The organism is Leifsonia poae (assembly GCF_020009625.1).
In the GTDB taxonomy this organism is placed as follows: Bacteria; Actinomycetota; Actinomycetes; order Actinomycetales; family Microbacteriaceae; genus Leifsonia; species Leifsonia poae_A.
The window spans coordinates 3,862,845-3,887,590 of record NZ_JAIHLP010000002.1 but is presented as its reverse complement, the minus strand read 5'-3'; the positions used below and the strand labels follow the sequence as shown (position 1 = coordinate 3,887,590).

At 68.9% G+C, this 24,746-nt stretch carries 23 protein-coding genes; 6 read left to right on the top strand and 17 right to left on the bottom strand.

The genetic code is table 11. The features are described from left to right. Window positions 1-9 precede the first annotated feature (9 nt). Window positions 10-1,047, bottom strand: a complete 1,038-nt coding sequence (gene deoC / locus K5L49_RS19135) for a deoxyribose-phosphate aldolase (protein WP_223695122.1) — start codon at window positions 1,045-1,047, stop codon at window positions 10-12. A gap of 1 nt (window position 1,048) precedes the next feature. Next, a complete protein-coding gene (locus tag K5L49_RS19130; RefSeq protein ID WP_223695121.1) occupies window positions 1,049-2,029 on the bottom strand; it encodes a sugar-binding transcriptional regulator in 981 nt (326 codons plus the stop codon). Between the two features lie 85 nt (window positions 2,030-2,114). Here K5L49_RS19130 and K5L49_RS19125 point away from each other — a divergent pair, with 85 nt between their 5' ends. Further along, a complete protein-coding gene (locus K5L49_RS19125; protein WP_223695120.1) occupies window positions 2,115-3,062 on the top strand; it encodes an ROK family protein in 948 nt (315 codons plus the stop codon). An 81-nt stretch (window positions 3,063-3,143) separates the two neighbouring features. Here the strand turns inward: K5L49_RS19125 and K5L49_RS19120 are convergent, their stop codons facing one another. The 6 genes from K5L49_RS19120 to K5L49_RS19095 are packed head-to-tail and all read right to left on the bottom strand — an operon-like array spanning window position 3,144 to window position 7,712. Beyond that, entirely contained in the window at window positions 3,144-4,364 is a 1,221-nt protein-coding gene (locus tag K5L49_RS19120; protein WP_223695119.1) for an MFS transporter, read from the bottom strand. Then, window positions 4,364-5,305, bottom strand: a complete 942-nt coding sequence (locus K5L49_RS19115; protein WP_223695118.1) for a bifunctional riboflavin kinase/FAD synthetase — start codon at window positions 5,303-5,305, stop codon at window positions 4,364-4,366. The genes K5L49_RS19120 and K5L49_RS19115 overlap by 1 nt, the downstream gene beginning before the upstream one ends. Beyond that, on the bottom strand, window positions 5,302-5,787 hold the full coding sequence (locus K5L49_RS19110; protein ID WP_223695117.1) for a hypothetical protein: 486 nt from the start codon (window positions 5,785-5,787) through the stop codon (window positions 5,302-5,304). The genes K5L49_RS19115 and K5L49_RS19110 overlap by 4 nt, the downstream gene beginning before the upstream one ends. Before the next feature lie 40 nt (window positions 5,788-5,827). Beyond that, complete coding sequence (locus K5L49_RS19105; protein WP_223695116.1) at window positions 5,828-6,196, bottom strand: hypothetical protein; 369 nt, start codon at window positions 6,194-6,196, stop codon at window positions 5,828-5,830. Next, window positions 6,193-7,101 (bottom strand): tRNA pseudouridine(55) synthase TruB, encoded by a 909-nt coding sequence (gene truB / locus K5L49_RS19100; protein WP_223695115.1) that lies wholly within the window; start codon window positions 7,099-7,101, stop codon window positions 6,193-6,195. Before truB ends, K5L49_RS19105 begins: the two co-directional genes overlap by 4 nt. After that, a complete protein-coding gene (locus K5L49_RS19095; RefSeq protein WP_223695114.1) occupies window positions 7,098-7,712 on the bottom strand; it encodes a TetR/AcrR family transcriptional regulator in 615 nt (204 codons plus the stop codon). The genes truB and K5L49_RS19095 overlap by 4 nt, the downstream gene beginning before the upstream one ends. Before the next feature lie 86 nt (window positions 7,713-7,798). Here K5L49_RS19095 and K5L49_RS19090 point away from each other — a divergent pair, with 86 nt between their 5' ends. Together K5L49_RS19090 and K5L49_RS19085 are read left to right on the top strand one after the other, a co-directional pair. After that, window positions 7,799-9,271: a DHA2 family efflux MFS transporter permease subunit gene (locus K5L49_RS19090; protein WP_223695113.1), complete on the top strand. Its 1,473-nt coding sequence runs from the start codon at window positions 7,799-7,801 to the stop codon at window positions 9,269-9,271. 40 nt (window positions 9,272-9,311) lie between these two features. Beyond that, a complete protein-coding gene (locus K5L49_RS19085; RefSeq protein ID WP_223695112.1) occupies window positions 9,312-10,313 on the top strand; it encodes a ketopantoate reductase family protein in 1,002 nt (333 codons plus the stop codon). A gap of 39 nt (window positions 10,314-10,352) precedes the next feature. Here K5L49_RS19085 and K5L49_RS19080 read toward each other — a convergent pair whose 3' ends face one another. Further along, window positions 10,353-11,027, bottom strand: coding sequence for a uridine kinase (locus tag K5L49_RS19080; protein WP_223695111.1), 675 nt, complete (start codon window positions 11,025-11,027; stop codon window positions 10,353-10,355). Window positions 11,028-11,036: 9 nt separating this feature from the next. After that, window positions 11,037-12,038, bottom strand: coding sequence for a DMT family transporter (locus K5L49_RS19075; protein WP_223695110.1), 1,002 nt, complete (start codon window positions 12,036-12,038; stop codon window positions 11,037-11,039). Window positions 12,039-12,090: 52 nt separating this feature from the next. Between K5L49_RS19075 and K5L49_RS19070 the strand changes: the two genes are divergently transcribed. Together K5L49_RS19070 and K5L49_RS19065 are read left to right on the top strand one after the other, a co-directional pair. Next, complete coding sequence (locus tag K5L49_RS19070) at window positions 12,091-12,666, top strand: ABATE domain-containing protein (protein ID WP_223695109.1); 576 nt, start codon at window positions 12,091-12,093, stop codon at window positions 12,664-12,666. Beyond that, the gene (locus K5L49_RS19065) at window positions 12,663-13,526 is read left to right on the top strand and encodes an A/G-specific adenine glycosylase (protein ID WP_223695108.1); all 864 of its coding nucleotides are present in this window, start codon (window positions 12,663-12,665) and stop codon (window positions 13,524-13,526) included. The genes K5L49_RS19070 and K5L49_RS19065 overlap by 4 nt, the downstream gene beginning before the upstream one ends. 154 nt (window positions 13,527-13,680) lie before the next feature. Here the strand turns inward: K5L49_RS19065 and rbfA are convergent, their stop codons facing one another. From rbfA to K5L49_RS19040, 5 genes are all read right to left on the bottom strand, one after another. Continuing rightward, window positions 13,681-14,196 carry a 30S ribosome-binding factor RbfA gene (rbfA, locus tag K5L49_RS19060; RefSeq protein ID WP_223695107.1) on the bottom strand — a complete coding sequence of 172 codons (516 nt, stop codon included), beginning with the start codon at window positions 14,194-14,196 and terminating at the stop codon, window positions 13,681-13,683. Between the two features lie 84 nt (window positions 14,197-14,280). Next, complete coding sequence (gene infB / locus K5L49_RS19055; protein WP_223695106.1) at window positions 14,281-17,082, bottom strand: translation initiation factor IF-2; 2,802 nt, start codon at window positions 17,080-17,082, stop codon at window positions 14,281-14,283. A gap of 83 nt (window positions 17,083-17,165) precedes the next feature. After that, window positions 17,166-17,444, bottom strand: a complete 279-nt coding sequence (locus tag K5L49_RS19050; protein WP_223695105.1) for a YlxR family protein — start codon at window positions 17,442-17,444, stop codon at window positions 17,166-17,168. 33 nt (window positions 17,445-17,477) lie between these two features. Continuing rightward, window positions 17,478-18,506, bottom strand: coding sequence for a transcription termination factor NusA (gene nusA, locus K5L49_RS19045; protein WP_223695104.1), 1,029 nt, complete (start codon window positions 18,504-18,506; stop codon window positions 17,478-17,480). 249 nt (window positions 18,507-18,755) lie between these two features. After that, window positions 18,756-20,522 carry a proline--tRNA ligase gene (locus K5L49_RS19040; RefSeq protein WP_223695103.1) on the bottom strand — a complete coding sequence of 589 codons (1,767 nt, stop codon included), beginning with the start codon at window positions 20,520-20,522 and terminating at the stop codon, window positions 18,756-18,758. Window positions 20,523-20,646: 124 nt separating this feature from the next. On the opposite strand from K5L49_RS19040, the gene K5L49_RS19035 reads away from it, so the two are divergent. Next, complete coding sequence (locus K5L49_RS19035; RefSeq protein WP_223695102.1) at window positions 20,647-22,095, top strand: RNB domain-containing ribonuclease; 1,449 nt, start codon at window positions 20,647-20,649, stop codon at window positions 22,093-22,095. Between the two features lie 54 nt (window positions 22,096-22,149). Here the strand turns inward: K5L49_RS19035 and ispG are convergent, their stop codons facing one another. Together ispG and K5L49_RS19025 are read right to left on the bottom strand one after the other, a co-directional pair. Further along, complete coding sequence (gene ispG, locus K5L49_RS19030; protein WP_223695101.1) at window positions 22,150-23,304, bottom strand: flavodoxin-dependent (E)-4-hydroxy-3-methylbut-2-enyl-diphosphate synthase; 1,155 nt, start codon at window positions 23,302-23,304, stop codon at window positions 22,150-22,152. Window positions 23,305-23,405: 101 nt separating this feature from the next. Continuing rightward, on the bottom strand, window positions 23,406-24,734 hold the full coding sequence (locus K5L49_RS19025; RefSeq protein ID WP_223695100.1) for a M50 family metallopeptidase: 1,329 nt from the start codon (window positions 24,732-24,734) through the stop codon (window positions 23,406-23,408). Window positions 24,735-24,746: the final 12 nt, after the last annotated feature.

Here is a 24,746-nt window from a genome sequence, read left to right as displayed (position 1 = left end):
GGCTTTCGGTTAGTCGATCGTGACGTAGTCGGCGCCGGAGTAGTGTCCGGTCGTCAGCTTCTGGCGCTGCAGCAGAACGTCGTTGAGCAGGCTGGAGGCGCCGAAGCGGAACAGGTGCGGCTGCAGCCACTGCTCTCCCGCGGTCTCGGCGACGGTCACGAGGTACTTGATCGCGTCTTTCGACGAGCGGATGCCGCCGGCCGGTTTCACACCGATCTGCTCGCCCGTCAGCGTATGCCAGTCGCGAACGACCTCGAGCATGAGCAGGGTGACGGGCAGCGTCGCCGCCGGGGACACCTTTCCAGTGGAAGTCTTGATGAAGTCGCCGCCGGCGAGGATGGCGAGCCAGGAGGCCCGGCGCACGTTGTCGTAGGTGTTCAGTTCGCCGGTCTCGAGGATCACCTTGAGGTGGGCGTAGCTGCCGTCGGGGCGGCGGCAGGCCTCCTTGACGGCGACGATCTCGTCGAACACCAGCCCGAACCGGCCCGAGAGGAAAGCCCCGCGGTCGATGACCATGTCGATCTCATCGGCGCCGGCGGCCACCGCATCCGCCGTGTCCGCCAATTTGACGGCGAGGGATGCGCGCCCGCTCGGGAACGCGGTCGCCACCGCGGCGACGTTCACACCGCCCGTGTCACCGGCCACCCGGCTGTGTCCGGCGTGCGCGGTGCCGAGCGCCTGAACGGCGTACGGCACCATGTCGCCGTAGACGCAGACCGCCGCCGGGCGTGGCGCGCTCAGGTCTCCCGGGTCGGGCGTCAGCGCTTTGGCCACTAGCGAGCGCACCTTGCCGGGCGTGTCAGCGCCTTCCAGGGTGGTGAGGTCGATCAGCTCGATGATCTTGTCGAGCGCCCATGCTTTGCTGGTGGTCTTGATCGAGCGCGTGCCGAGGCCGGCGGCGCGCTGCTCCAGGCCGACCGCGTCGACCCCGGGGATGCCGTTCAGATACCGGCGCAGGCTCGCCTCGGTGAGGTCGCCCCCCAGCACATCCACTGCCCGGGCCGCCGGTGCGAGGGTTCGCACGGGCGGCGTCGTTTCGATGGTCACGTCACTCCTTCATTGTGTTGATTTCGTGCCCGGACGGATTGCGACCGAGCAGGCTGTTCGCGGTGGCCTCATCGGTGATGAGGATGGTGCACAGGCCGCTCGACACCACCGCATGCGCGACCCGGTGCTTCGTCGTTCCGGCGATCACGGCGATGGATGTCGTGGCGGCACGCAGCTCGTCGAGCGAGATGCCGAGGGTTCGATCGTTGAGGTCTTCGTCGGCGACCTGTCCTGTCTCGGTGAGGAAGCGGCCGACAACATCGCCCACCGCGCCTTTCTCGGCAAGCGAGGTGACATCGTCGAGGGTGAGGTAACCGCTGTCGACGTGCACCGAGCTGTCGTCGACGACGCCCGCGCTGAACAGGTAGGCCGAGGCGTTGCGCGCCACCTCGAGTACGCTCTGCACCGAGCGGTCGGCCTCGATGGCCCGCCGCGTCGCCGCCTGCTCGAAGATCGCCGGACTCGGCAGGAGCGTCGCGGTTCCCTGGGCTTTGCGCGCGATCACGACTGCCGTGTCGGCGGCCGCGGTGGCCTGCCGGGTGCTGGAGACGCTGCCGTTGATCTGCACCGGATTGACGCCCACGGCCCAGCCCGGGCGCAAGCGGGCGGCGACAGCGTTCAGGGTGCGCCCCCAGCTCACGCCGAGGCTGCGCGGCACCGGGCGCAGGGTGGTGAGGTAGTCGGCGGCGGCCTGTGCGACGCGGGCCTGCACTTCCGCCTCGGAGTCGGTCGCCGGGACGACGACGGCGTCCGTCAGGTCGTAGAAGCCGCAGAGCTCGCGTTCCAGCGAGAACCGGCGAGCACTCGGGTGCACGATCTCGATGCGCACGAAACCGTGCTCACGCGCCGCGACGAGCAGACGCCCGACCTTCCACCGGCTCACGCTGAGCGCGAGGCCGATCTCGTCTTGCGTCTTGCCGGCCTCGTAGTACAGCTCCGCCGCTTTGACGGCCAGGATCTCGTCGGTGTCGTTCAGGGCCACTCCCCCAGCTTAGGAACCGGGGACACCAGGAGCAACGCTTGCGCGCTTGTTGCTCATATGAGCATGGCGTCTTTCCTTTAGGGTAATGACCGTGCCTACACCCCTCGCCATCGCCGTCGATTTCGGCGGAACCAAGGTCGAAGCCGCGCTCGTCGACACCGACGGCCGCCTGATCGACGGTTCCCGCCACCGCCGCCCCACCGGTCGCAACGCCACCGTCGCCGACCTGGAGGCCTCCGTCGGCGGTGTCGTGCGCGACGCCATCGCGGCGCTCCCCGCCGACGCCGAACTGGTCGGAGCCGGCATCGGATGCGCCGGCCCGATCGACCGCGATGCCGGGCTCGTCTCGCCGCTCAACGTGCCGCATTGGCGCGACTACCCGCTGCGCGACTTCGTGCAGAGCGTCGTCAACGAGGCCGGGCTCGACCTGCGGGTGACCCTCGAGATGGACGGCGTCGCCATCACTCTCGCTGAGCACTGGGTCGGCGCGGCCCAGGGCGTCGACAACGTCATGGGCATGGTGGTCTCCACCGGGATCGGCGGCGGACTGATCGTCGGCGGACGCGTCATCACCGGGCCGACCGGCAACGCCGGGCACATCGGACATGTGGAGGTCGGCGAGCTCGTCGGCGAGGACACGTTCGGCAATCCGAGCGCCCTCGAAGCCATCGCTTCTGGTCCGCACACGGTCGCCTGGGCGCGGCACCAGGGGTTCACCGGAAGCACCGGAGAAGATCTCGCGGCCGCCTATGCCGCCGGCGACGAGATCGCGCACCGTGCCATCGCCCGCACCGGCGAGGCCGTCGGCCGCGCCATCGCCTCCGCAACGGCGCTCCTCGACCTGGAGCTGGTCGCCATCGGTGGCGGCTTCTCGCAGTCGACTCCCGACCTCTTCGACCACATGCGCCGGGTCATCGCCGACCACTACTTCCCCTATGTTCGCAAGGTGCGCATCGTGCCGAGCGCGCTCTCGTCCGAGGGCCCGCTCATCGGCGCGGCCGCCCTCATCCACCGCTCGCACCTCCTCCCCTGACCGAGCCGGCTCCCCCACACGCCCCGCCGGTCCACGGATAACCGGAGGACGCGACGGTCGCAATCTCGGCGAGAAGCGCGGTCAAGTGCGGAACGAATCCTCGAGTTTGCGGGGGCGGGCCACGACGGCCCCGGCCGCCGCCGCCGCGAGCGCGGTTGCCGTGAGCACGATGAGTGCGGCGGTCCAGCCGCCGGTGAGCTGGTGGAGCAGCCCCACGGCGAGCGGTCCGAGCGCGCCTAGGGTGTACCCCAAACCCTGGGTGAACCCGCTCAGCGCCACCGAGCCGTCATGCGTGCGGGTGCGAACATTGATGAGCACCAAGCAGAGCGGGAACAGCAGCGGGCCGAGGCCGGCGAACAGCACCCAGAGCCAGGTCGCCGTCTCCGGCATCAGGATGAGCCCCAGATAGCCGATCAGGAAGCTCGCGACCCCCGCATAGATGAGCAGCGCCACGTTCGTCATTCGGGCTGCGAGCAACGGCACAAGGAGTCCGGCCGGGATCCCCATGCCCGCGTAGAGGGAGAGCAGAGCTCCGGCCTCCGCCGGCGAGCTCCCCGCGAGATCGCGGAGGATCTCCGGCAGCCAGGCGAACATCGCGTAGGCGTTCAGCGACGACGCGGCGAACACGATCCCGAGCGCCCAGGCGAGCGGCGCATGCCACACCCGTCCGAGCATGGCGGGCTCCGCCTCTTCCACCGCCACGTCGTGGGCGGGGTGCGCGGGCCTGCGAACCATCAGGATGCGCAGCCACGGCAGGATCGCCACCAGGCTCACAGCCGCCCACATCCCCACCGAGACATGCCAGTCGGTGGCCTCGGCGACAGGCACCGCGATCAGCGGCGGCAGCAGGGTGCTCACCGACATGACGGTCGCGTAGAGCGAGGTGATGAGTCCGATACGGTCCGGGAAGTAGCGTTTGACCAGCGGGGGAAGCAGAACGTTGCCGACGCCCATACCGGCGAAGGCGACCGCCGACCCCACCGCGAGCATCGTGAACGAACCGGCCGTGGCCCGCAGGACATGCCCGGTGAGCATCACCACGAGCGCGACCACCATCACCAGTTCGAGGCTCGCCTTGCGGGTGAAGGAGGGCGCGAGAAGACCGAATAGCGCGAAACAGATCGGCGGCAGCATCCCGAGCAGTCCGACACCGACGCTCGTGACGGCGAACTCGGTGCGGATCTCGGCGAAGATCGGCGAGAGCGCCGCGACGGCGGTGCGGAGGTTGGAGGCGACGAGAAGGATTCCGAGCAGGGCGATCGCGCGACCGTGCCAGAGCGGTCGCGGCGGGGCGAGAGACATCAGGCGGGCTCGGCGGCGAGAATGCGGCGGGTCTCGGCCACATCGTCTGCGATCTGCGCGATGAGCGGCTCGACACCGGCATAGGCGACCATGCCGCGGATGCGCTCGACGAACGCGATCTCCACGTGGTGGTCGTACAGGTCGATTTCACGGTCGAGCACATACGCCTCGACCTGCTTCTGCGGCACGCCCTCGAAGGTCGGGTTGTTGCCGACGGAGATCGCCGCGGGGTAGCGTTCCCCGCCATCGGTGAGCCAACCGGCGTAGACGCCGTCGGCGGGGATCAGACCCTCCGCGTCCGGCGAGAGGTTCGCCGTCGGGTATCCGAGCTCACGTCCGCGCTTCGCGCCGTGCACGATGACGCCTCGCAGAGTGGGCACATGGCCGAGGAGCATCCCGGCGTGGCCGACGTCGCCCTCGGCGAGCAGTTCGCGAATCCAGGTGGACGACACTCGGCGGCCGTGTTCCGGTCGCACATCGTCGATCAGGTGCACATCGAACCCGTCGCGCGCGCCGAGCTCGCGCAGCAGGGCGACGTCTCCGGCCCCGTTGGCGCCGAAGCGGAAGTCGCTTCCGACGAGCACCGACCGCGCGTGAAGCCGGTCGACGAGGATGCGGTGCACGAACTCGTCGGGCGCCAGGTCGGCGAGGGCACGGTCGAATGCGATGATCAGGGTGGCCTCGACCCCGGTCTCGGCCAGCAGGTCGAGCTTCTGGTCGACGCTCACGAGCGCGGCCGGGCACTTCTCGGGTGCGATGACTTCAAGCGGGTTGCGGTCGAAGGTGACCACGGTCGAGGTGAGGCCGCGCTCGGCGGCCACCTCGCCGAGCCGTCCGATGACGGCCCGGTGCCCGGTGTGCACGCCGTCGAACTTGCCGATGGTCACGGCACTCGGCCTGAAGTCGTCGGGGACCTCCGCGAGGCCACGGAAGACTCTCACGACGGCGTCCCGTCGAGCGGACGAGGGCGGTGGGTGCGCAACCAGATCAGGCCGAGCACGGGCAGCGCGAGCGGGATGAAGAGGTAGCCCATGCCGTAGACCGACCAGACGGTCGCATCCCGCCCGAACGGATCGATGTCGTGCAGTCCGAGCGTCTCGGGGGCGAACAGGCTGAGCGACCCGACGATGAGAACACCGACGAGCTCGAATGTGATCGTGATCCAGGCCACGCGGTACCAGACGTGGCCCGGGGCGACGAGCGCGATCGTTGCCACGATGTAGACGACGGCCGAGAGCGCAGACAACGAAAAGGCGACAGGGGCTTCGTGGAACCGGTCGATGATCTGAAAGACGCTGCGCCCGGTGGCCGCCAGCGCAAGCACGCCGTAGACGAAGACGAGGACGCGGCCGATTCCGGAGATCCGGCGGGTGCGGTCGTGCTTACCGTCGTGCTCCCGTGCGGGCATGGTGTGGTGTGACATCGAAGACGATTCTATTCTCGCGAACGGGACGGAACCCGCCTCAGGCGCCCTGCACGAACCAGATCTGGCCCATGCGGTAGACCATCACGGCGATCGCCAGGCACACACCTCCGAGGATGACGGTGCTCCACCGGTTGCGTTCGATCAGCGCCCAGAACGCGCCGGCGGCCGGGAGGATGAGCGCGGAGATCAGGTAGATATAGAACTCGGGGAGGCTGCCCGACGGCTCATTTCCGGCGATCGGCGCGACGATCGTGACCACGAGCTGCGCCACAAGGAGAAGTTCGACGAGGGCGACGGCGCCCATGCTGAGGTCGCCGGGGACCTTCTTGGCGAGCCCGAGCACGAGGCAGAGCACGCCGGCGACCGCGGCGACGATCACCTGGACCGTCGTGAACCATTCGATCATGCGGTGGCGATCTCATCTGTCGGGAAGTTCACGAGGGTTCTTGCTTCCTTTCCACGGAACTCGATGAGCCCCACCAGGTGGCCGGTCGGCGAGAGGGCCGCGATGGGCTCGCCGCTCCCATTCTCCCAGTCGGGAACATGGATGCGCTTGCCGTGGGTCAGATCGATCGCCTGCTGCTCGGTCAACTCGAGCCGTTCGAACAGTTCGCCGGCAGCCAGAGCGGCCGGGATGAGGCGCTCGGCGACGTCGAGCCCGTCGATCGGCCGGGCGTGGTCGACGCTGAACGGCCCGACCCGGGTGCGCCGCAGCGCCGTGAGGTGTCCCCCGACAGCGAGCCCGGCACCCAGATCACGGGCCAGCGAGCGGATGTACGTGCCCGACGAGCACACGACACGGACATCCACATCGATCGCCTCCGCTGCGCGCCGGATGTCGCCGATCTCGAACACCGAGACGGTGACCGCCCGCGCCGCGAGTACGACCTCTTCGCCCGCGCGAACCCGCGCATAGGCGCGTTTGCCGTCGACTTTGATGGCGCTCACCGCACTCGGAACCTGATCGATCTCCCCGGTGAGCGCAGCGACGCCGGAGCGGATCGCCTCGTCTGACACCGCGGCGAGCGCGGCGGCCGGCGCCTGCGCGAGCAGGTCGCCTTCCGCATCGTCGGTCGACGTCGCCGACCCGAGACGGATCGTCGCCCGGTACTCCTTGTCGGTGCCCACGATGTAGGTGAGCAGACGGGTCGACGAGTTGAGCCCCAGGATGAGCAGCCCCGTCGCCATCGGGTCGAGGGTGCCAGCATGCCCCACTTTCCGTGTTCCGGCGAGGCGGCGCGTCCGCGCGACGATGTCGTGGCTGGTCCAGCCGCCGGGCTTGTCGACCAGCAGGATCCCGCTGGCCGTCATGCGCTCTTCTCGCCGACCACGTCGAGCACGAGCTGCAGCTTCGACTGGAAGGTGCACTCGAGGAGTTCCGTCGCGGCCTCGTCGAGACCGTACTGCTCGGGCAGCCGGAGGCCGAGCAGGGTGTTGAGCAGCATCCCCTCGGCCAGGAACGCACGCACCTGCTCGGGCTCGAAACCCGCCTCGTCGCGCAGGAGTCGGTAGATGGCGATGAACCCGTCGCGCGCCTTCGCGCCGATCATCGGGTCGTGCCCCATGCTGAACGACTGCATCAGCGAGAGCAGGATGCCGCGATCCTCGATGAGGTTCACGTACGCGGTGCCGATGCGTCGGGCGATCTCGTCGTCGGGCGACCCGTCGGACTTCCAACCGTCGACGGTGCCACGGAAGGCGACGAGCACCTTGTCGAGGGCCCGCGCGAGCACCTCGACGAAGAGGGTCTCCTTGCTGCCGAACATGCGCACGACATAGGGCTGGCTGATACCGGCCGCTTTGGCGATCTGGTCTGTGGTGGCGCCGAAGTACCCGCGCTCGCCGAACACCAGGCTCGCGGCGGCGAGGATCTGTTCGCGCCGCTCCCCCGCTGGGATGCGTTCGCTGATTCTGTCGGTCACACTTGACAGGTTATCAGTTGATTACTAGTGTCACGTCTTGTAATCATCCGATTACCCCGGAAGTTCTCGACAGACAGGTTCGCCCCATGACCTCCACCAGCCGGCGCATCCCCGTGTGGCTCGCCATCGTCGCCGCATCCCTCCCGATGTTCATGGCGACGCTCGACAATCTCGTGGTCACCAGCGCCCTGCCGGTGATCGCCCGCGACCTCAACGCCTCCATCGAAGAGCTGCAATGGGTCGTCAACGCGTACACCCTGAGCTTCGCCACCTTCATGCTGATGGCCGTGGCCCTCGGCGACCGGTTCGGGCGGCGAACGGTCTTCCTCGCCGGCATCGTGATCTTCACCCTGGCCTCCGCCGCGAGCGCGCTCGCCACCGAGCCGTGGATGCTGATCGGCGCCCGCGCGATCCAGGGCGTCGGGGCCGCCGCCCTCATGCCCCTCTCCCTCACCCTGCTCGCCGGAAGCGTGAGCGAACGGCTGCGCCCCGCCGCAATCGGCATCTGGGGCGGCATCTCCGGCCTCGGCGTCGCGACCGGGCCCCTCATCGGCGGCGCGGTGGTGCAGGGATGGAACTGGCAGGCCATCTTCTGGCTGAACGTCCCTCTGGGCGTGATCGCCGTGCCATTGGTGCTGGCCGTGCTGCCGAACAGCTTCGGCGCCCGCGTGCGCGCCGATGTGGTCGGACTGGTTCTGGCCGGACTCGGAGTGCTCGGGCTCGTGTTCGGCATCGTCCGCGGCAACGATGCCGGCTGGGACAGCGCCGAAGTGCTCACCTCCCTCATCGCCGGCACGGCCCTGCTCGTCGCCTTCCTGTTCTGGGAGAACCGAAGCGCGGCCCCGCTCCTCCCCCTCCGGCTGTTCCGCGACCGCAGCTTCACCGTGGCGAACCTCGTGGGCGTCACCTTCAGCTTCGGCATCTTCGGCGCCGTGTTCATCCTCATCCAGTTCCTGCAGGTGGTCCAGGGCCACACCCCGCTGGAGGCCGGCGTGATGACGATGCCCTGGACACTCGCCCCGATGGTGGTCGCCCCGCTGACCGGGCTGCTCTCGCCGCGAACCGGCACGCGACTGCCCATCCTCCTCGGCCTCGTTCTGCTGGCCGTGTCGATGGGCTGGATCGCCCTCACTCTCTCGGCGACGCTCCCGTACTCGGCCATGTGGCCCCCGTTCCTCCTCGCCGGCATCGGAATGGGGCTGGTGTTCGCCCCGAGCTCGACCGCCGTGCTCGTCAACATGCGCCCCGCCGATCACGCGAAGGCCTCCGGCACCAACTCCACGCTTCGCGAGATCGGCGTCGCCCTCGGTGTCGCCGTGCTGACAGCCGTGTTCACCGGTGCCGGCGGCACGCTCACCCCGACCGGGTACGTCAGCGCCGCGATCCCGGCCGTCTGGGTGGCCGCCGGCGTGCTGGCCGTCGCCGCCGTCATCTCACTGGCACTGCCGTCCGGGATCCGCGCGGTCCGGCTCGACCGCACGACCGAGATCGCCGAGAGCGAAGCCGCCATCGGATCGGCACAGGGCGCCTCACTCGTCGACGAGACGCCTCGCAGCTGAGACGCCCTGCCTCGCGCCGATCACCCCGTACGCTGAAGGCATGCGAATCGGTGTGATCGGCGCGGGCGCCATCGGCGGCACGATCACGGCCCTGCTCGACCGTGCCGGCCACCGGGTAGAGGTGACCGCCCGAGGCCACAACCTCGCCACGATCACCGCATCCGGGCTCCGGCTCTCCGGCGCTTGGGGCGAACACACCGCCCGCGTCGCCGCCGCCGAAACCCTGACAGAGACCCCCGAGCTCGCCTTCCTCTGCACGAAAGCGCAGGATGCCGCGGCCGCGATCCGTGAAAATCAGCACCGCCTCGCCGGCATCCCCGTCGTCGTCGTGCAGAACGGGCTCGCCGGCCTCGACCACGCCAGGGCCCTGCTTCCGACCTCTGACTGCGTCGGCGCCCTCGCGCTCTACGCGGCGAGCTACCTCTCGCCGGGCGCCGTCTCCGTGACCACGGCCGCGAACACCTACCTCGGCGCCGGAAGCGGCGCAGCCCCCGAAGCGGCCGTTTTCGCCACGACGGTCCTTGGGGGCGCCATGCCCAGTATCGCGGTCGACAACTTCTCCGGCTGCCAGTGGACGAAGCTGATCGTGAACCAGATCAACGCCATGCCGGCCATCACGGGATTGAGCGTGCAGGACACCCTCGGCGACCGCGCCCTGCGCCGCATCGTGACCGCGAGCATGCGCGAGGCCACCCGGGCCGGCTTCGACGGCGGCGTGCGCTACGGCAGCATCCAGGGCCTCACCAACGGCCTGCTGCGGTTCGTCGCCGCCGCGCCGCTCTGGGCCGGTCAACTCGTCCCCTTGATGATGCGGCGGCGTATGGGCGAGACGCCCAATCCCGGGTCGACCCTGCAGAGCATCCGACGCGGGCAGATCACCGAGATCGACTATCTCAACGGCGCCGTCGTCGACGAGGCCACGCAACTCGGCCGAACCGCTCCGATCAACGCCGCCCTCGTCGAGCTCGTGCACGAGGTCGAACGCACACGCGCGTTCCTCGACGCACCCGCAGTCACCACCCGCTTGGCACCGCTGCTCTAGACCGATCGGGATGCTGACCCGGCCACCGACCCTCTCCGGTCAGCAGCTGTCGGCGAAGAGGCGCCGCGGCTCGGCAGGGTCGGCGTTGTCGACCAGTGCGCTGGCCCACTGGCGGGGGTCGGCTTCGGCGAAATACAGTTCCTGGCCCTCGCGGTAGCGCACGTTCGAGAGCGCATCCGGGTCGGGGTCGACCCCATCGCGCTCCGCCAGCCGTGCGTACGCCTCGTCCCACGGCACCTCGAGCAGGATGCTGTAGTTCCACAGACCGCGCAGCTCCGGGCGCACGAGGAAGACGCCGTCCACGATCAGCACGGCATCCGCCGGCGCGGTGACCCAGCGGCTCTCGATCGGCGCATCCCGGCGCACGTCGAACGCCGCGGTCTGGAATCCGGCGCTCCCGGCCAGACGGAACGGGTCGACGAGCACGCGCCGGAACGTCACATAGTCGAAAGAGTCGCGATAGAACGTCTCCGGGGATTCGCGGCCGAGCCGCCACCGGTCGGCCCGTGGACGATGGAAGTCGGCCATCGACGCCCGGTATGCGTCATGCCCGGCCTCCCGGAAGACCGCGGCCAGGTCGTCGGCGAACGAGGTCTTGCCGGCTCCGTCGATTCCGTCGACCGCCACGATCGACCGCCCACGGCCGTAGTTGCGGGCGATCTCTCCCACCAGTTCGCGCAGGAACAGGATGCGGGGGGTCGGCGACAAGTACATGGGTCGAGCCTAAGCCGCCGGGACCCGATCGTCACTGTGTGTGGGCTCTGCATCCGCCGCGTTCGTCCCCGCTGCGTTCGTCCCCGCTGCGTTCGCTCCCGCCGCGTTCGTCCCCGCTGCGTTCGCTCCCTCTGCGCCACGCCTCGACGGAAGCACCACCAGGGCGGTTCCCGTCAGGGCGATGGCAAGCCCGATCCCGAGCGAGACCGACATCGGCTGCCCGAGGAAGGGAATCGCGAGAAGCGCGGTGAAGGGCGGAATGAGGTTGCTCCAGGCGCTCAGCGTCGCGGCCGTGTGGTGCCGCAGCATCTGCCCGAGCAGCCACATCCCGCCGACCGAGTTGACGAGCGCGATCCAGCCGAGCGGCACGAGCGTTCCGGCGCTCAGCGGCACGGCGACACCACCCGTGACCTCGGCCAGCACGAACGCCACCGGTGCCGCGACCGCGAACTGGATGGCCACACTCAACCAGATGTCCACACCCACCAGGCACTTTCGTTGCAGCAACGAACCGCCCGCATAGCCGACGGCCGCGCAGAACGCCGCGAACACACCGGCCGGCCCGCTTGGAACGCCGAGGTGGCCGGCCAACGCCACCGCGATTCCGATGAAGCCGACGAAGACCCCGACCAGACGCCATCCGGTGAGACGTTCGCGCAGGAACGGCACCGCTCCGATCGCCATCATCAACGACGAGCTGCCGGCGATGAGCGAGGTGAGTCCGGCCGGCATCCCGAGCCCCATCGCGGTGTAATTGCCGCCGAACTGCACCACCTGGATCAGGAGCCCCACCGCCAGGATCGGCCACCACTGTCGCCAGCCGCGCGGCCAGCGGGTGCGCCGCACGAGGGCGATCGTCATCACGACGATTTCCGCGATCGTGAACCGCCAGAAAGTCATCGCGAACGGCCGCATCGTCTGCAGGCCGAGCGCTCCCGCGATGTACCCCGATCCGTAGACGGGGAGGAACAGGAACGGCAGCAGCCGGCTCCAGGTGATGTAACGGATCATGTCGTTACTCTCGCACTCGCCAAGTAACGTGTCAAACCGTTACACTGGGTCCATGTCGGATCTCGAACTGGTCTATAACACGGGTGCCGCCTGGACCGACCTGCTCGGCACCCGGCGTCACGCCTACTCGCCGCAGCCGCTGGAACGCCTCACCGACCCCGATCGGCTCACGGAATGGCTCACGACGGTCGGACTCCCCCCGGCGACGCCGCCCGACGAGACAGACCTCGCGCTGGCCCGAGCGACCCGGGAAGCCATCCGGCTCCTCGCCCACAGCACCCTCTCCTCCACCCAGCACACGCTCCCCCTCACGGCCGACGCCCCTCCCGCCGCCGACGCCGCCGCCCTCCTCGGCGAGCTCAGTCGAGCATCCGCCCCCGCGTTCACCATCGGCGACACCGGCGCGGTGACCCCGACGCGCCCCGAGAACACCCGGGATGCGCTCGGCCGCCTCGCCCAGAGCGCCGTCGCCGACCTCGCCCACCACCCCGCCGACTTCGGCGTCTGCTCGGACGCCGCCTGCGCGAAGATCTACCTCGACCCGAGCCATCTGCGCAAGGCCTGCTGCGACACCTGCTCCACCCGTCTGCGGGTGCGCGCCTTCCGCCAGAAGGCGAAGAACACGTGACTATCGCCGACACCGTGGTCGATTGGTACCACGAGAACAAGCGCGACCTGCCGTGGCGACGGCACGGCTTCACGCCCTGGGGAACGCTGGTGAGCGAGTTCATGCTGCAACAGACACCGGTGGCGCGCGTCATCCCTCGGCTCGACGAGTGGCTGACCCGGTGGCCGACACCGGCCGACCTGGCCGCCGTGCCACCCGGGGAGGCGGTGCGCGCCTGGAAGTCGCTCGGCTACCCGCGGCGTGCGCTCTGGCTGCACGCCTGCGCCGTGGCCATCACCGAGCGGCACGACGGCGTCGTCCCTGAAGATGTGGATGCGCTGCTCGCGCTTCCCGGCATCGGCGACTACACCGCCCGGGCCGTCGCCGTCTTCGCCTACGGCAACCGGCACCCCGTGGTCGACACCAACATCCGCCGGGTGATCGCCCGGGCCATCGACGGACAGGGCGAACCGGGGCCACCGTCGGCGAAACGGGACCTCGTCGCGATGGAGACCCTGCTGCCGGCCGGCCGGCCGGCGGCGGCCGCCTTCAACGCGGGCATGATGGAACTCGGCGCGATCGTCTGCGTGGCGCGCACGCCACGCTGCGACGAATGCCCGCTCCGCGAGGTGTGCGCCTGGCGCCTGGCCGGATCTCCTCCGTACGACGGGCCGCGCAAGACCGTCCAGAAGAAGTACGAAGGAAGCGACCGACAGGTGCGCGGGCTGATCCTCGCGGAGCTGCGCGCGTCGCACATCCCGGTCACGCCCGGCGAGATCGCGGGGGTCTGGCCGGATGCGGTGCAACGCGAGCGGGCCCTGGCGGGCCTCCTCGCCGACGGGCTCGCCGTCGAGACGCCCGATGGCTACGTTCTGCCCTGACGACGCCCCGCCCGCAGATACCGACCACCGACCCTTTCCCGGCCGGCGGGGAACACGACTTGACGCGAATTGCCGCGTGATCGACTGACCACACGGCAATTCGTGACAACAGGTTCGAGCTCGCGGCCGAGTGGGCCGCGAGCCGATCAGCGACTCAGGCCTCGCGCGAGTCCTTTGCGGCGGCGTCGGCGGCGGCGGCGTCGGCGGCGGCGGCGTCGGCGGCGTCAGCCTCGTTCTCCTCGGCGTCGAAGTCGCGGGGCTTCACGTACGGGTCCTCATCGCCGGCATACTGCGCACCCTCGGCGAGACCGGCCACCTCGGTGTCGCGCTCGCGCGCCTCCCGCAGCAGATCCTCGATGTGGGCCGCATTCTCCGGGATGGCGTCGAGGATGAACTCGAGCGACGGGGTGAGACGCGCCGTGATGTTCTTGCCCACCTCGCTGCGCAGCATCCCGGTGGCCGCCGCGAGTGCCGCCGCCGTGTCGGTGCGCTCCTCGTCGGTGCCGTAGACGGTGTAGAACACCGAAGCGTGCTGAAGGTCGCCGGTCACCTGAACATCCGTGATGGTCACGAAGCCGAGGCGAGGGTCACGCATCCCGCGCTCCAAGCGCTTGGCGATGATCACCTTGATTCTGTCCGCGAGCTTTCTCGCGCGTGCCGGATCAGCCATTTCGTCTCTCCTTCGCCTGCAAAACCTTCACCGCCGGAAGACCGGAGGCCCGGGAGGGTGAACTCCCGGACCTCCGTCAGCCGACTAGGCGCGGGGCTTCTCCCGCATCTCGGTCGTCTCGATCTCGTCACCGATCTGGATGTCGTTGAACTTGCCGAGACCGATACCGGCCTCGAAGTCCGTCCGCACCTCGGTGACGTCGTCCTTGAAGCGACGCAGCGACTCGATAGCGAGGTTGTCCCCCACCACGACGCCGTCGCGGATGACACGAGCCTTCGCGTTTCGCGTGATCGTTCCCGACCGCACGATGACACCGGCGATGTTGCCGAACTTGGAAGAACGGAACACCTCGCGGATCTCGGCGACACCCGACTGGATCTCCTCGAATTCCGGCTTGAGCATGCCCTTCAGCGAGCTCTCGATGTCGTCGATCGCGTTGTAGATGACCGAGTAGAAGCGCACATCCACACCCTCGCGGGCCGCACGCTCGCGGGCCTTGACGTCCGGACGGACGTTGAACCCGATCACGATCGCGTTGTCGATGGTCGCCAGGTCGATGTCCGACTCGGTGATCGCACCCACACCGCGGTGCAGGATGCGCAGCTGAACCGAATCGTCCACCTCGATCTTCATGAGCGACTCCTCCAGCGCCTCCACGGCACCGGACACATCGCCCTTGATGATGAGGTTGAGCGCCTCGACCTTGCCCTCTTCCAGAGCGCGGGTGAAGTCCTCGAGCGAGATGCGCTTGCGCGACTTCGCCAGCATGGCGTTGCGCTCGGCGGCTTCACGCTTCTCAGCGATCTGACGGGCCGTGCGGTCCTCCTCGGTGACGAGGAAGGTGTCGCCGGCGCGCGGAACGCTGGAGAGACCCTGCACCTGCACCGGACGCGAGGGGTATGCCTCGTGCACGGTGTCGCCGTTCTCGTCGACCATCGCACGAACGCGGCCGTAAGCCGTTCCCGCGACGATCGGGTCGCCGACGCGCAACGTTCCCGACTGGATGAGCACGGTCGCAACCGCACCGCGGCCCTTGTCGAGCTTGGCCTCGATCGCGATACCGCGGGCATCCTTGTTGGGGTTCGAGCGCAGGTCGAGCCCGGCGTCGGCGGTGAGCAGCACCGCATCCAGAAGATCCTGGATGCCGATGTCGTTGCGCGCCGACACGTCGACGAACATGACGTCTCCACCGTATTCTTCGGCCACGAGACCGAACTCGGTGAGCTGCTGGCGCACCTTCGCGGGGTTCGCCTCCGGCTTGTCGATCTTGTTCACCGCGACGACGATCGGAACGCCGGCCGCCTGCGCGTGGTTGAGCGCCTCGATGGTCTGCGGCATGATGCCGTCGTCGGCCGCGACCACGAGGATCGCGATGTCGGTGACCTGGGCGCCACGGGCACGCATGGCGGTGAACGCCTCGTGGCCCGGGGTGTCGATGAAGGTGATGGCACGCTCGTTGCCATCGTGCTCGGTCCACACCTGGTAGGCACCGATGTGCTGGGTGATGCCACCGGCCTCGCCCTCCACGACGTTCGCCTTGCGGATCGCGTCGAGCAGTCGGGTCTTACCGTGGTCGACGTGACCCATGACGGTGACCACCGGCGGGCGGATCTCCAGGTCTTCATCGGTCTCGTCCTCGAGCTCCTGGTCGAGGTCGATGTCGAAGCCTTCGAGCAGCTCGCGGTCTTCGTCCTCCGGCGAGACGATCTGCACCTTGTAGCCCAGTTCGTCACCGAGGATGCCGAAAGTCGCCTCGTCGAGGGACTCCGTCGCCGTCGCCATCTCACCGAGGTGGAACAGCACGGTCACGAGGTTTCCGGGGCTGGCGTCGATCTTGTCGGCGAAGTCCGAGATGGAGGCACCGCGGCGCAGCCGCACGATGGTGTTGCCATCACCACGGGGTACGCTCACGCCACCCAGCGACGGGGCTTCGCGCAGTTCGAATTCCTGCCTCTTGGCGCGCTTCGACTTGCGGGCCTTGCTCTTGCCGCCACCACGACCGAACGCACCGGCGGTTCCACCACCGGGGCCGCGGCCACGACCGCCGCCACCAGCGGGACGGGGGCCGCCGAAGCCGCCACCGGGACGCTGGAAACCACCACCGGCACCAGCGCCGGCACCGGCACCGCCGCCGCTTCCGGGGCGCTGCTGGAAACCGGGACGGCTGCCGCCGGCACCACCGGGACGCTGACCGCCTGGGCGTGCGCCCTGGCCGGGCGCGCCGGGGCGCGGCGAACCGGGACGCGGCGGGGTCGGACGCGGGATGTTGCCGGGCGTCGGCCGCTGGCCCATGCCCTGCGAGCTGGCGAACGGGTTGTTTCCCGGACGCGGAGTGCTCGGGCGCTGACCCATGCCCTGGTTGGAGGCGAACGGGTTGTTGCCCGGACGCGGGGCGCCGGGGCGCGGGATGCTGCTGCTGGCGTCGCCTGCCGGACGCGGTGTGGCCGTCTTGGCCTCCGCTTCGGTCGCAGGCTTCTCACCGGAGGGCTCGGCCTCGGCCTTCGCCGCAGCCGCCTTCGCCGCCGCTGCTTCGGCCGCCTCGGCGGCGGCCTTCTGCTCGGCGAGCGCCTGACGCTCGGCCACCGACAGGGGCGCGGCAGGAACAGGTCCCGCCGGCTTGGGGGACGCAGCCGGCGCGGGTGCCGGGGCAGACGGACGCGATGCGGCCGGCGCGGGCGCCTTGTGCTCGGGGGCAGCGCTGGCCGCCTTGTCCGCGGTGAAGCCATCCGCCTCGAGGGCGGCACGAAGCTTGCGCGCCACCGGCGGTTCGATGCTGGAGGACGGTCCCTTGACGAACTCGCCCATCTCTTTCAGTTTCGCAAGTGCGATCTTGCTGTCGACTCCGAGTTCTGTTGCGACCTCGTGTACGCGTGGTTTTGCAGCCACAATTCTCCTGTCTAGGGGGTCTACCCCTAGCAGGGCAGACCGTTAGTAACGGACGGGTCTCATTTCGAGCCGCTCATTAGTTGTCACTCATTTGAGTTCACTGTGCCGTTCAGCCTGTTCTCTCGTAGTGCGTCCTGGATGGCCTGGGTTTCGAGTGCCTGCTCCACCCGCAGCGCCCGCCCGAAGGCACGCCTCTGCAAAGCTTTGTCGAGACACTCGTCAGTCGGATGGAGCCACGCGCCCCGCCCGGGAAGAGTGGCGGAATGGTCCACCACGAGTTCTGCGTTTCGGGCGACAACCCTCACGAGGGAGGATCGGGGAGCGCGAGAACGGCATCCAACGCACGTTCTAACAGGTTCCATCTTACACCCGCGCGCCAGCCCGGCTGGGCGCACTCACTCCTTGTCGAGGATCGAATCCGGCTGGATGTCGATCTTCGCGCCCGTGAGCTTCGCAGCGAGGCGGGCATTCTGCCCTTCCTTGCCGATGGCAAGAGAGAGCTGGTAGTCGGGAACGAGGGCACGGACGGCCTTGAGCGACTCGTCGATCACGAACGCGCTGGTCACCTTGGCGGGCGAGAGGGCACTCGAGACGAAGGTGGCCAGGTCGGGCGAGTAGTCGACGATGTCGATCTTCTCGTTGTTGAGCTCGGCAGTCACCGCGCGCACGCGCTGACCGAGCTCACCGATGCAGGCACCCTTGGCGTTGACTCCGGGCTCGGTGGCACGCACCGCGATCTTCGTGCGGTGCCCGGCCTCGCGGGCAAGCGACACGATCTCGACGACCCCGCTGGCGATCTCCGGCACCTCGAGCGCGAAGAGCTTGCGCACGAGCGCCGGGTGGGTGCGCGAGACGATGATCGACGGCCCCTTGAGCCCCTTCGAGACACTCGTGACGTACACGCGGATGCGCGAGCCGTGCGTGTACTCCTCGCCCGGAACCTGCTCCTCGGGCGGCAGGATCGCCTCGATGCTGCCCAGATCCACGTGGATCATCCGCGGGTTCGGTCCCTGCTGGATCACGCCGGCAACGATGTCGCCTTCGCGTCCGCGGAACTCGCCGAGGACCGCGTCGTCGGCGATGTCACGCAGGCGCTGGTTGATCACCTGTTTGGCAGCGAACGCTGCGATGCGACCGAAGTCGCTCGGGCTGTCTTCGGCTTCGCCGATGACGTTGCCTTCCTCGTCCTTCTCCGGAACGTAGACGGTCACATGTCCGGTCTTGCGATCGAGGTGCACGCGGGCCGCGGGCGGCTCGTCCGAGTGCGCGTTCTCGCCGTGACCGTGACCGTGACCGTGGTCGGCCTGGTTCGTGTGCTTCAGGTAGGCGGTCAGAATCGCCTGCTCGATAATCTGCACCAGCTCATCGAAGGGGATCTCTCGCTCACGTTCCATGAGACGTAAGACGCTGAGGTCGATGTCCATGCCGGCCTCCTCTATTCAGATCTTGCCGCCGCGAAACCGCGCGACGGACTCAGCTCCCTACGGTACCCGATCCTCGGCCCGGTGTGATCCCGCGAAAGCTGCCGAATGCGTCCCATTCACCCGAAATGGGTCGCATTTCGCAGCTTTCGCACACGAGTTTCGAGGGCGTGGAAGAGGTCGCGCGCGTGCCCCATTTCGTTGAAATGGGGCACACTCGGCAGTTTTCGCGTTGGGTGGCGGGGTAGGAGATCAGGCGCGCAGGGCGGCGGGGAGGCCGGCGACGGGAACGGAGCTGCGCTCGCCGGTGCGGCGGTCCCACAATTCGACGACGCCATCGGCGGCGCCCCGCCCGACGACGACGATGCGGGGAACCCCGATCAGCTCGGCGTCGCCGAACTTCACCCCGGGCGAGACCTTCGGACGGTCGTCGAACAGCACGTCGAGTCCGGCCGCCTCCAGGGAGGCCGTCACCTCTTCGGCCACGTCGAACACGACCTGCTCGCGCCCGGCGGCGACGACGTGCACATCGAACGGCGCGACGGCTTCGGGCCAGATGAGGCCCTTTTCGTCGCAGTTGAGCTCGGCGATGATCGCGAGGATGCGCGTGACGCCGATGCCGTACGATCCCATGGTCACTGTGACGAGCTTGCCGTTCTCATCGAGCACCTTGAGCCCGAGCACCTCGGCGTATTTGCGGCCGAGCTGGAAGACATGGCCGATCTCCATGCCGCGGGCGAGCTCGACCGGACCGGAGCCGTCGGGAGCGGGGTCGCCGGCGAGCACTTCGGCCGCCTCGACCGTGGCGTCCCAGTCGAAGTCACGGCCGGCGACGAGACCGAATACGTGCTTGCCGTGCACGTTCGCCCCCGTGATCCAGCCGGAGCCTTCGACCACGCGGGGGTCGACGAGGTAGCGGATGCCGGTGGCCGACTCTTCGCCCAGCATCGCCCCGCGCTCCGACCACGGCCCGATGTAGCCCTTCACGAGCTCCGGGTGCTTCAGGAAGTCGGCCTCGGTGGCCGGTTCGACCTCGGCGGGAGCGAAGGCGACCTCCGCCCGTTTCAGGTCGACCTCGCGGTCACCCGGCAGCCCGACCACGACGACCTCGCGTGTGCCGTCGAGGTGGACGACGGCCAGCACGACGTTCTTGAGGGTGTCCGCCGCCGTCCAGGCGCGGCCGTCGGGCCGAGGGTGCTTCTCGTTGGCCACGGCGACGAGCGCCGCGATCGTCGGGGTGTCAGGCGTGTCGAGGACTTCGAGCGGCGTCAGCTTCTCGAACGACCGGGCGGGCGGAGCGACGGTGGTGAACGCTTCGACGTTGGCGGCGTACCCGCCGGCCGAGCGCACGAAGGTGTCTTCGCCGATCACGGTGGGGTGCAGGAACTCCTCGCTGCGCGAGCCGCCCATCGCACCGGCATCCGCCTGCACGATCGCGTACTCCAGCCCGAGCCGGGTGAAGATGCGCTCGTAGGCGTCGCGCTGGCGCTGGTAGCTGGCGTCGAGACCGGCGTCGGTGTAGTCGAAGGTGTACGCGTCTTTCATCGTGAACTCACGGCCGCGCAGCAGGCCGGCGCGGGGTCGGGCCTCGTCGCGGTACTTGTCCTGGATCTGGTAGATCGCCAACGGCAGGTCTTTGTAACTGGAGTAGAGGTCTTTGACGAGCAGCGTGAACGCTTCCTCGTGGGTGGGTGCGAGCAGCAGGTCGGAACCCTTGCGGTCTTTCAGGCGGAAGAGGTTGTCGCCATACTCCTCCCACCGGCCGGTGACCTCGTAGGGCTCCCGGGGAAGCAGCGCCGGGAAATGCACCTCGTGCGCGCCGGCGGCCGTCATCTCCTCGCGGATGATCGCCTCGATCTTGCCTTTCACACGCAGCCCCAGCGGCAACCACGCGAAGATGCCCGGCGCCTGGCGCCGGATGTAACCGGCGCGCAGCAGCAGCCGGTGGCTGGCGACCTCGGCGTCGGAGGGGTCTTCACGGAGGGTGCGGAGGAAGTAGTTCGTCAGGCGTGTAGGCACGGGACCCATTTTAGGGGCGCGGGCGCCCCGCCGATGCCCGGGCGGTGTTGTGACGCCGGCTGCGGCGGCACCCCGACCGCGGAGCCCCGACCGCGGAGCCCCGACCGCGGAATAGGCTGACGGCATGCCGAGCCGTCGAACGCACGTCACCGCATCCGCCGCACAGAGCGAGCTGGCCGTCGCCCTCGCATCGCTCCGCACCGGCCTCGATCTGCCGGAGGGCTTCCCCGAACCTGTCGAACGCGAAGCCGAGGCAGCCGCGGCGGCGCTCACCCTCCCTATGACCGATCTCACCGGGGTGCCGTTCGTCACCATCGACCCTGACGGTTCCACCGATCTCGACCAGGCGGTGCACATCGAGCGCTCCGGGGCGGGTTTTCGTGTGCGCTACGCGATCGCGGATGTGCCCGCGCTGGTCCGGCCCGATGGCGCGGTCGACATCGAGGCACGGCGACGCGGGCAGACGATCTACGCCGCCGACGGCCGCATCCCGCTGCATCCGTCGGCCATCGGCGAGAGGGCAGGCTCGCTGCTCGCCGGCGTCGACCGCGGGGCGTTCGTGTGGGAGCTGGTGCTGGATGCGGGCGGCCGGGAGGTCTCCGTCTCGCTCGTCCGCGCGCGCGTCCGCTCCCGCCGTCAGTGGAGCTATGCCGACGCGCAGGCCGCCGTCGACGACGGCAGCGCACCGGAGACGCTCCTGCTGCTGAAGCCGGTCGGGCTCGCCCGTATCGAGTGCGAACGTCTTCGTGGCGGCGCCAGTCTCAACGCCCCCGACGAGGAGATCGTCCTGCGCGAGGGGGCGTACACGCTGGAGCGGCGTTCTCCCCTGCCCATCGAGGAGTGGAATGCCCAGATCTCGCTGTTGACGGGGATGGCCGCCGCCCGGCTGATGCTCGACGCCCGGATCGGCATCCTTCGCACGATGCCGCCGCCGGCCGAGGAGGCCGTGACCTCGTTCCGAGCGCAGACGACCGCGCTCGGCCTCCCGTGGGCGGCCGACCAGCCGTACGGCGAGTATCTGCGCGGTCTCGACCACACGGACCCGCGGGCGCTGGCGGTGATGCAGGCAGCGACCGGCCTCTTCCGCGGCGCGGGCTACGTCGTCATGGACGGCGAGGCTCCCGCCGATCCGCTCCAGTCCGCGGTCGCCGCCCCGTATGCGCACACCACGGCCCCGCTGCGCCGGCTCGTCGACCGCTGGGTCCTCGTGATCTGCGAGGCACTCAGCGCCGGCAGGGAGGTTCCCGCCTGGGCACGGCGGTCGTTGACCGAGTTGCCGTCGATCATGGGCGCTTCGTCACGACTGGGCTCGCAGCTGAACGCCGCCTCGATCGACCGGGTCGAGGCCGCACTGCTCGCCGACCGGATCGGCGACGAGTTCGAAGCGACCGTGCTGTCCGTCCGGGGCGACACGATGACCGTGCAGCTCGCCGAGCCGGCCGTCGTCGCCTCGGCGCCCCGGCCCGACGGCGTTCAGCCGGGAACGGTCGTCCGGCTCTGCCTCGCCACGGCCGACATCCCGACCGGACGGAGCACCTTCACGACCCCCGGCAGCAGCCGGGCACACGAATAGTCGCTCGGAACGCGTGGAGTGTTCGGACTCTCCGCTCCCCGAGCGTTCGAGGGGTCAGTGGGCGCCGACGGTGACCGTGGGGGCGGCTGATTCGGAGGCGGGCATCTCGGCAGCGATACGGTTCGCTTCGGCGATGAGGGTTGCGACGATCTCCGACTCGGGAACGGTCTTGATCACCTCGCCCTTGACGAAGATCTGCCCCTTGCCGTTGCCGGATGCGACCCCGAGGTCGGCCTCGCGGGCCTCCCCCGGTCCGTTCACGACGCAGCCCATCACGGCGACTCGCAGCGGCACACTCATGCCCTCGAGGCCACTCGTGACGTCGTTGGCGAGCTTGTACACATCCACCTGGGCCCGCCCACAGCTCGGGCAGGAGACGATCTCGAGCTTGCGCTCGCGCAGGTTCAGCGACTGCAAGATCTGCAGGCCGACTTTGACCTCCTGCGCCGGCGGGGCGGAGAGCGAGACGCGGATGGTGTCGCCGATGCCCTCCGAGAGCAGGATGCCGAAGGCGGTGGCGGACTTGATCGTGCCCTGGAACTCCGGTCCGGCCTCGGTGACACCGAGGTGCAGGGGCCAGTCGCCGCGTTCGGCGAGCAGCCGGTAGGCCTTGACCATCACGATGGGGTCGTTGTGCTTCACCGAGATCTTGAAGTCGTGGAAGTCGTGCTCCTCGAACAGGCTGGCCTCCCACACGGCGCTCTCCACGAGAGCCTCCGGCGTGGCCTTGCCGTACTTCTGCAGCAGGCTCGGTTCGAGCGATCCGGCGTTGACGCCGATGCGGAGCGAGACGCCCGCGGCCTGGGCGGCAGCAGCGATCTTGCCGACCTGGTCGTCGAACCTGCGGATGTTGCCGGGGTTCACTCGCACGGCCGCGCAACCGGCATCGATCGCCGCGTAGACGTAGTTCGGCTGGAAGTGGATGTCGGCGATCACCGGGATCTGGCTCTTCTTGGCGATGATCGGCAGCGCCTGGGCGTCGTCGCGGCTCGGCACCGCGACGCGCACGATGTCGCAACCGGAGGCGGTGAGCTCAGCGATCTGCTGCAGGGTCGCGTTGATGTTGGTGGTCGGCGTCGTGGTCATCGACTGGACGCTGATCGGGGCATCGCCTCCGACGAGGACCTTGCCCACCTTGATCTGCCGGGTCTTGCGACGGGGTGCGAGTGTTTCCGGGATCTTGGGCATCCCCAGGTTGATTGCTGCCACGACACCAATCCTACGCGGCCGGGTGGGAGGTGGCTGGGCGCGGGATGTGCGTCGCCGTGGCGCCCGGCCTGATCAGCGCCGCCCCGATCAGCGCCGGCCGATCAGCCGAGCCCGATCGGCTTCACGATGTCTGCGTACACGAGCAGCAGGCTCATCCCGCCGAGCAGCACGACCACAGCCAGCGTGAGCGGCATGAGTTTGGCCATGTCGACCGGCCCCGGGTCGCGACGTTTGAACAGTTTCGCGAAGCTGCGGCGGATCCCCTCCCACGCGGCGCCGGCGACGTGTCCGCCGTCGAGGGGAAGCAGCGGGATGAGATTGAACACGAACAGCGCGATGTTGAGCGAGGCGAGCAAGCCGATCATCGTGTACGCCTTGTCGACGACGGGCACGCCGTCGAGGGCGGTGACCTCTCCGGCCACCCGGCCGACGCCGACGATGCTGATGGGGCCGTTGGGGTCGCGCTCGCCCGGCCCGAAAGCGGCGTTCCAGATGCCGACCAGGCGTTCGGGAAGGTTGATGATGACCCCGACGACCGCGCCGGTCTGCGCACCGACCGCCGGGAGCACGGAGGTGATCGGCTGCGGAACGAGCTCCTGCACACTGCTGACGCCGACGAAACCGGCGTTCTGGGTGATCACCTTTCCGGCGGCGTCCTTCTCGGCGACGCCCTGCGCGTTCACTTTCGTCACGGTGTTCGTGCGGGGCGTGAGTGAGACCGTCTGTTCGGCTCCGCCACGTTCGACGACGACCGAAAGTGTGCGGCCCGATGAGTCGCGCACGATGGCGGTGAACTGATCCCAGCTGGCGATCGACGTCCCGTCGACGCTGATGATCTTGTCATTCGGCTTGATGCCCGCCTGTGCGGCCGGACCAGCCGGATCGCCTGCTTCGCAGGTCTGACGGGCGCTCGTCGACGGCAGAACGCATTGGCTCACCGAGCCGATGGTGGTGGAGGCGGCCGGCGTGCCGAAGCCCATCAGGAGGACACCGAACAGTACGACGCCGATCAGGAGGTTCATGACCGGGCCGCCGAGCATGATGATGATGCGCTTCCAGACGGCGAGCTTGTAGAACGTGCGCTCGTCTTCGCCGACCGCAACGGCCTCCAGACTGGCGACCCGTGCATCTTGGGCCATCGTCTGCACGAAACCGGTCGTGGCGTTGCGACCGTGCTCGTCGCCCTTCTTCGGCGGGAACATCCCGACCATGGAGATGTAGCCGCCGAGCGGGATGGCCTTCACGCCGTATTCGGTCTCGCCTCGCCGGAACGAGAACAGCGTCTTGCCGAACCCGATCATGTACTGCGTGACCTTCACGCCGAACAGCTTTGCCGGAACGAGGTGGCCGATCTCGTGCAGTCCGATCGACAGAGCGAGCCCCACCAGGATGATGAGCACGCCGAGGATGAAGAGCAGCACGGATTCCACGACCCCAGGCTA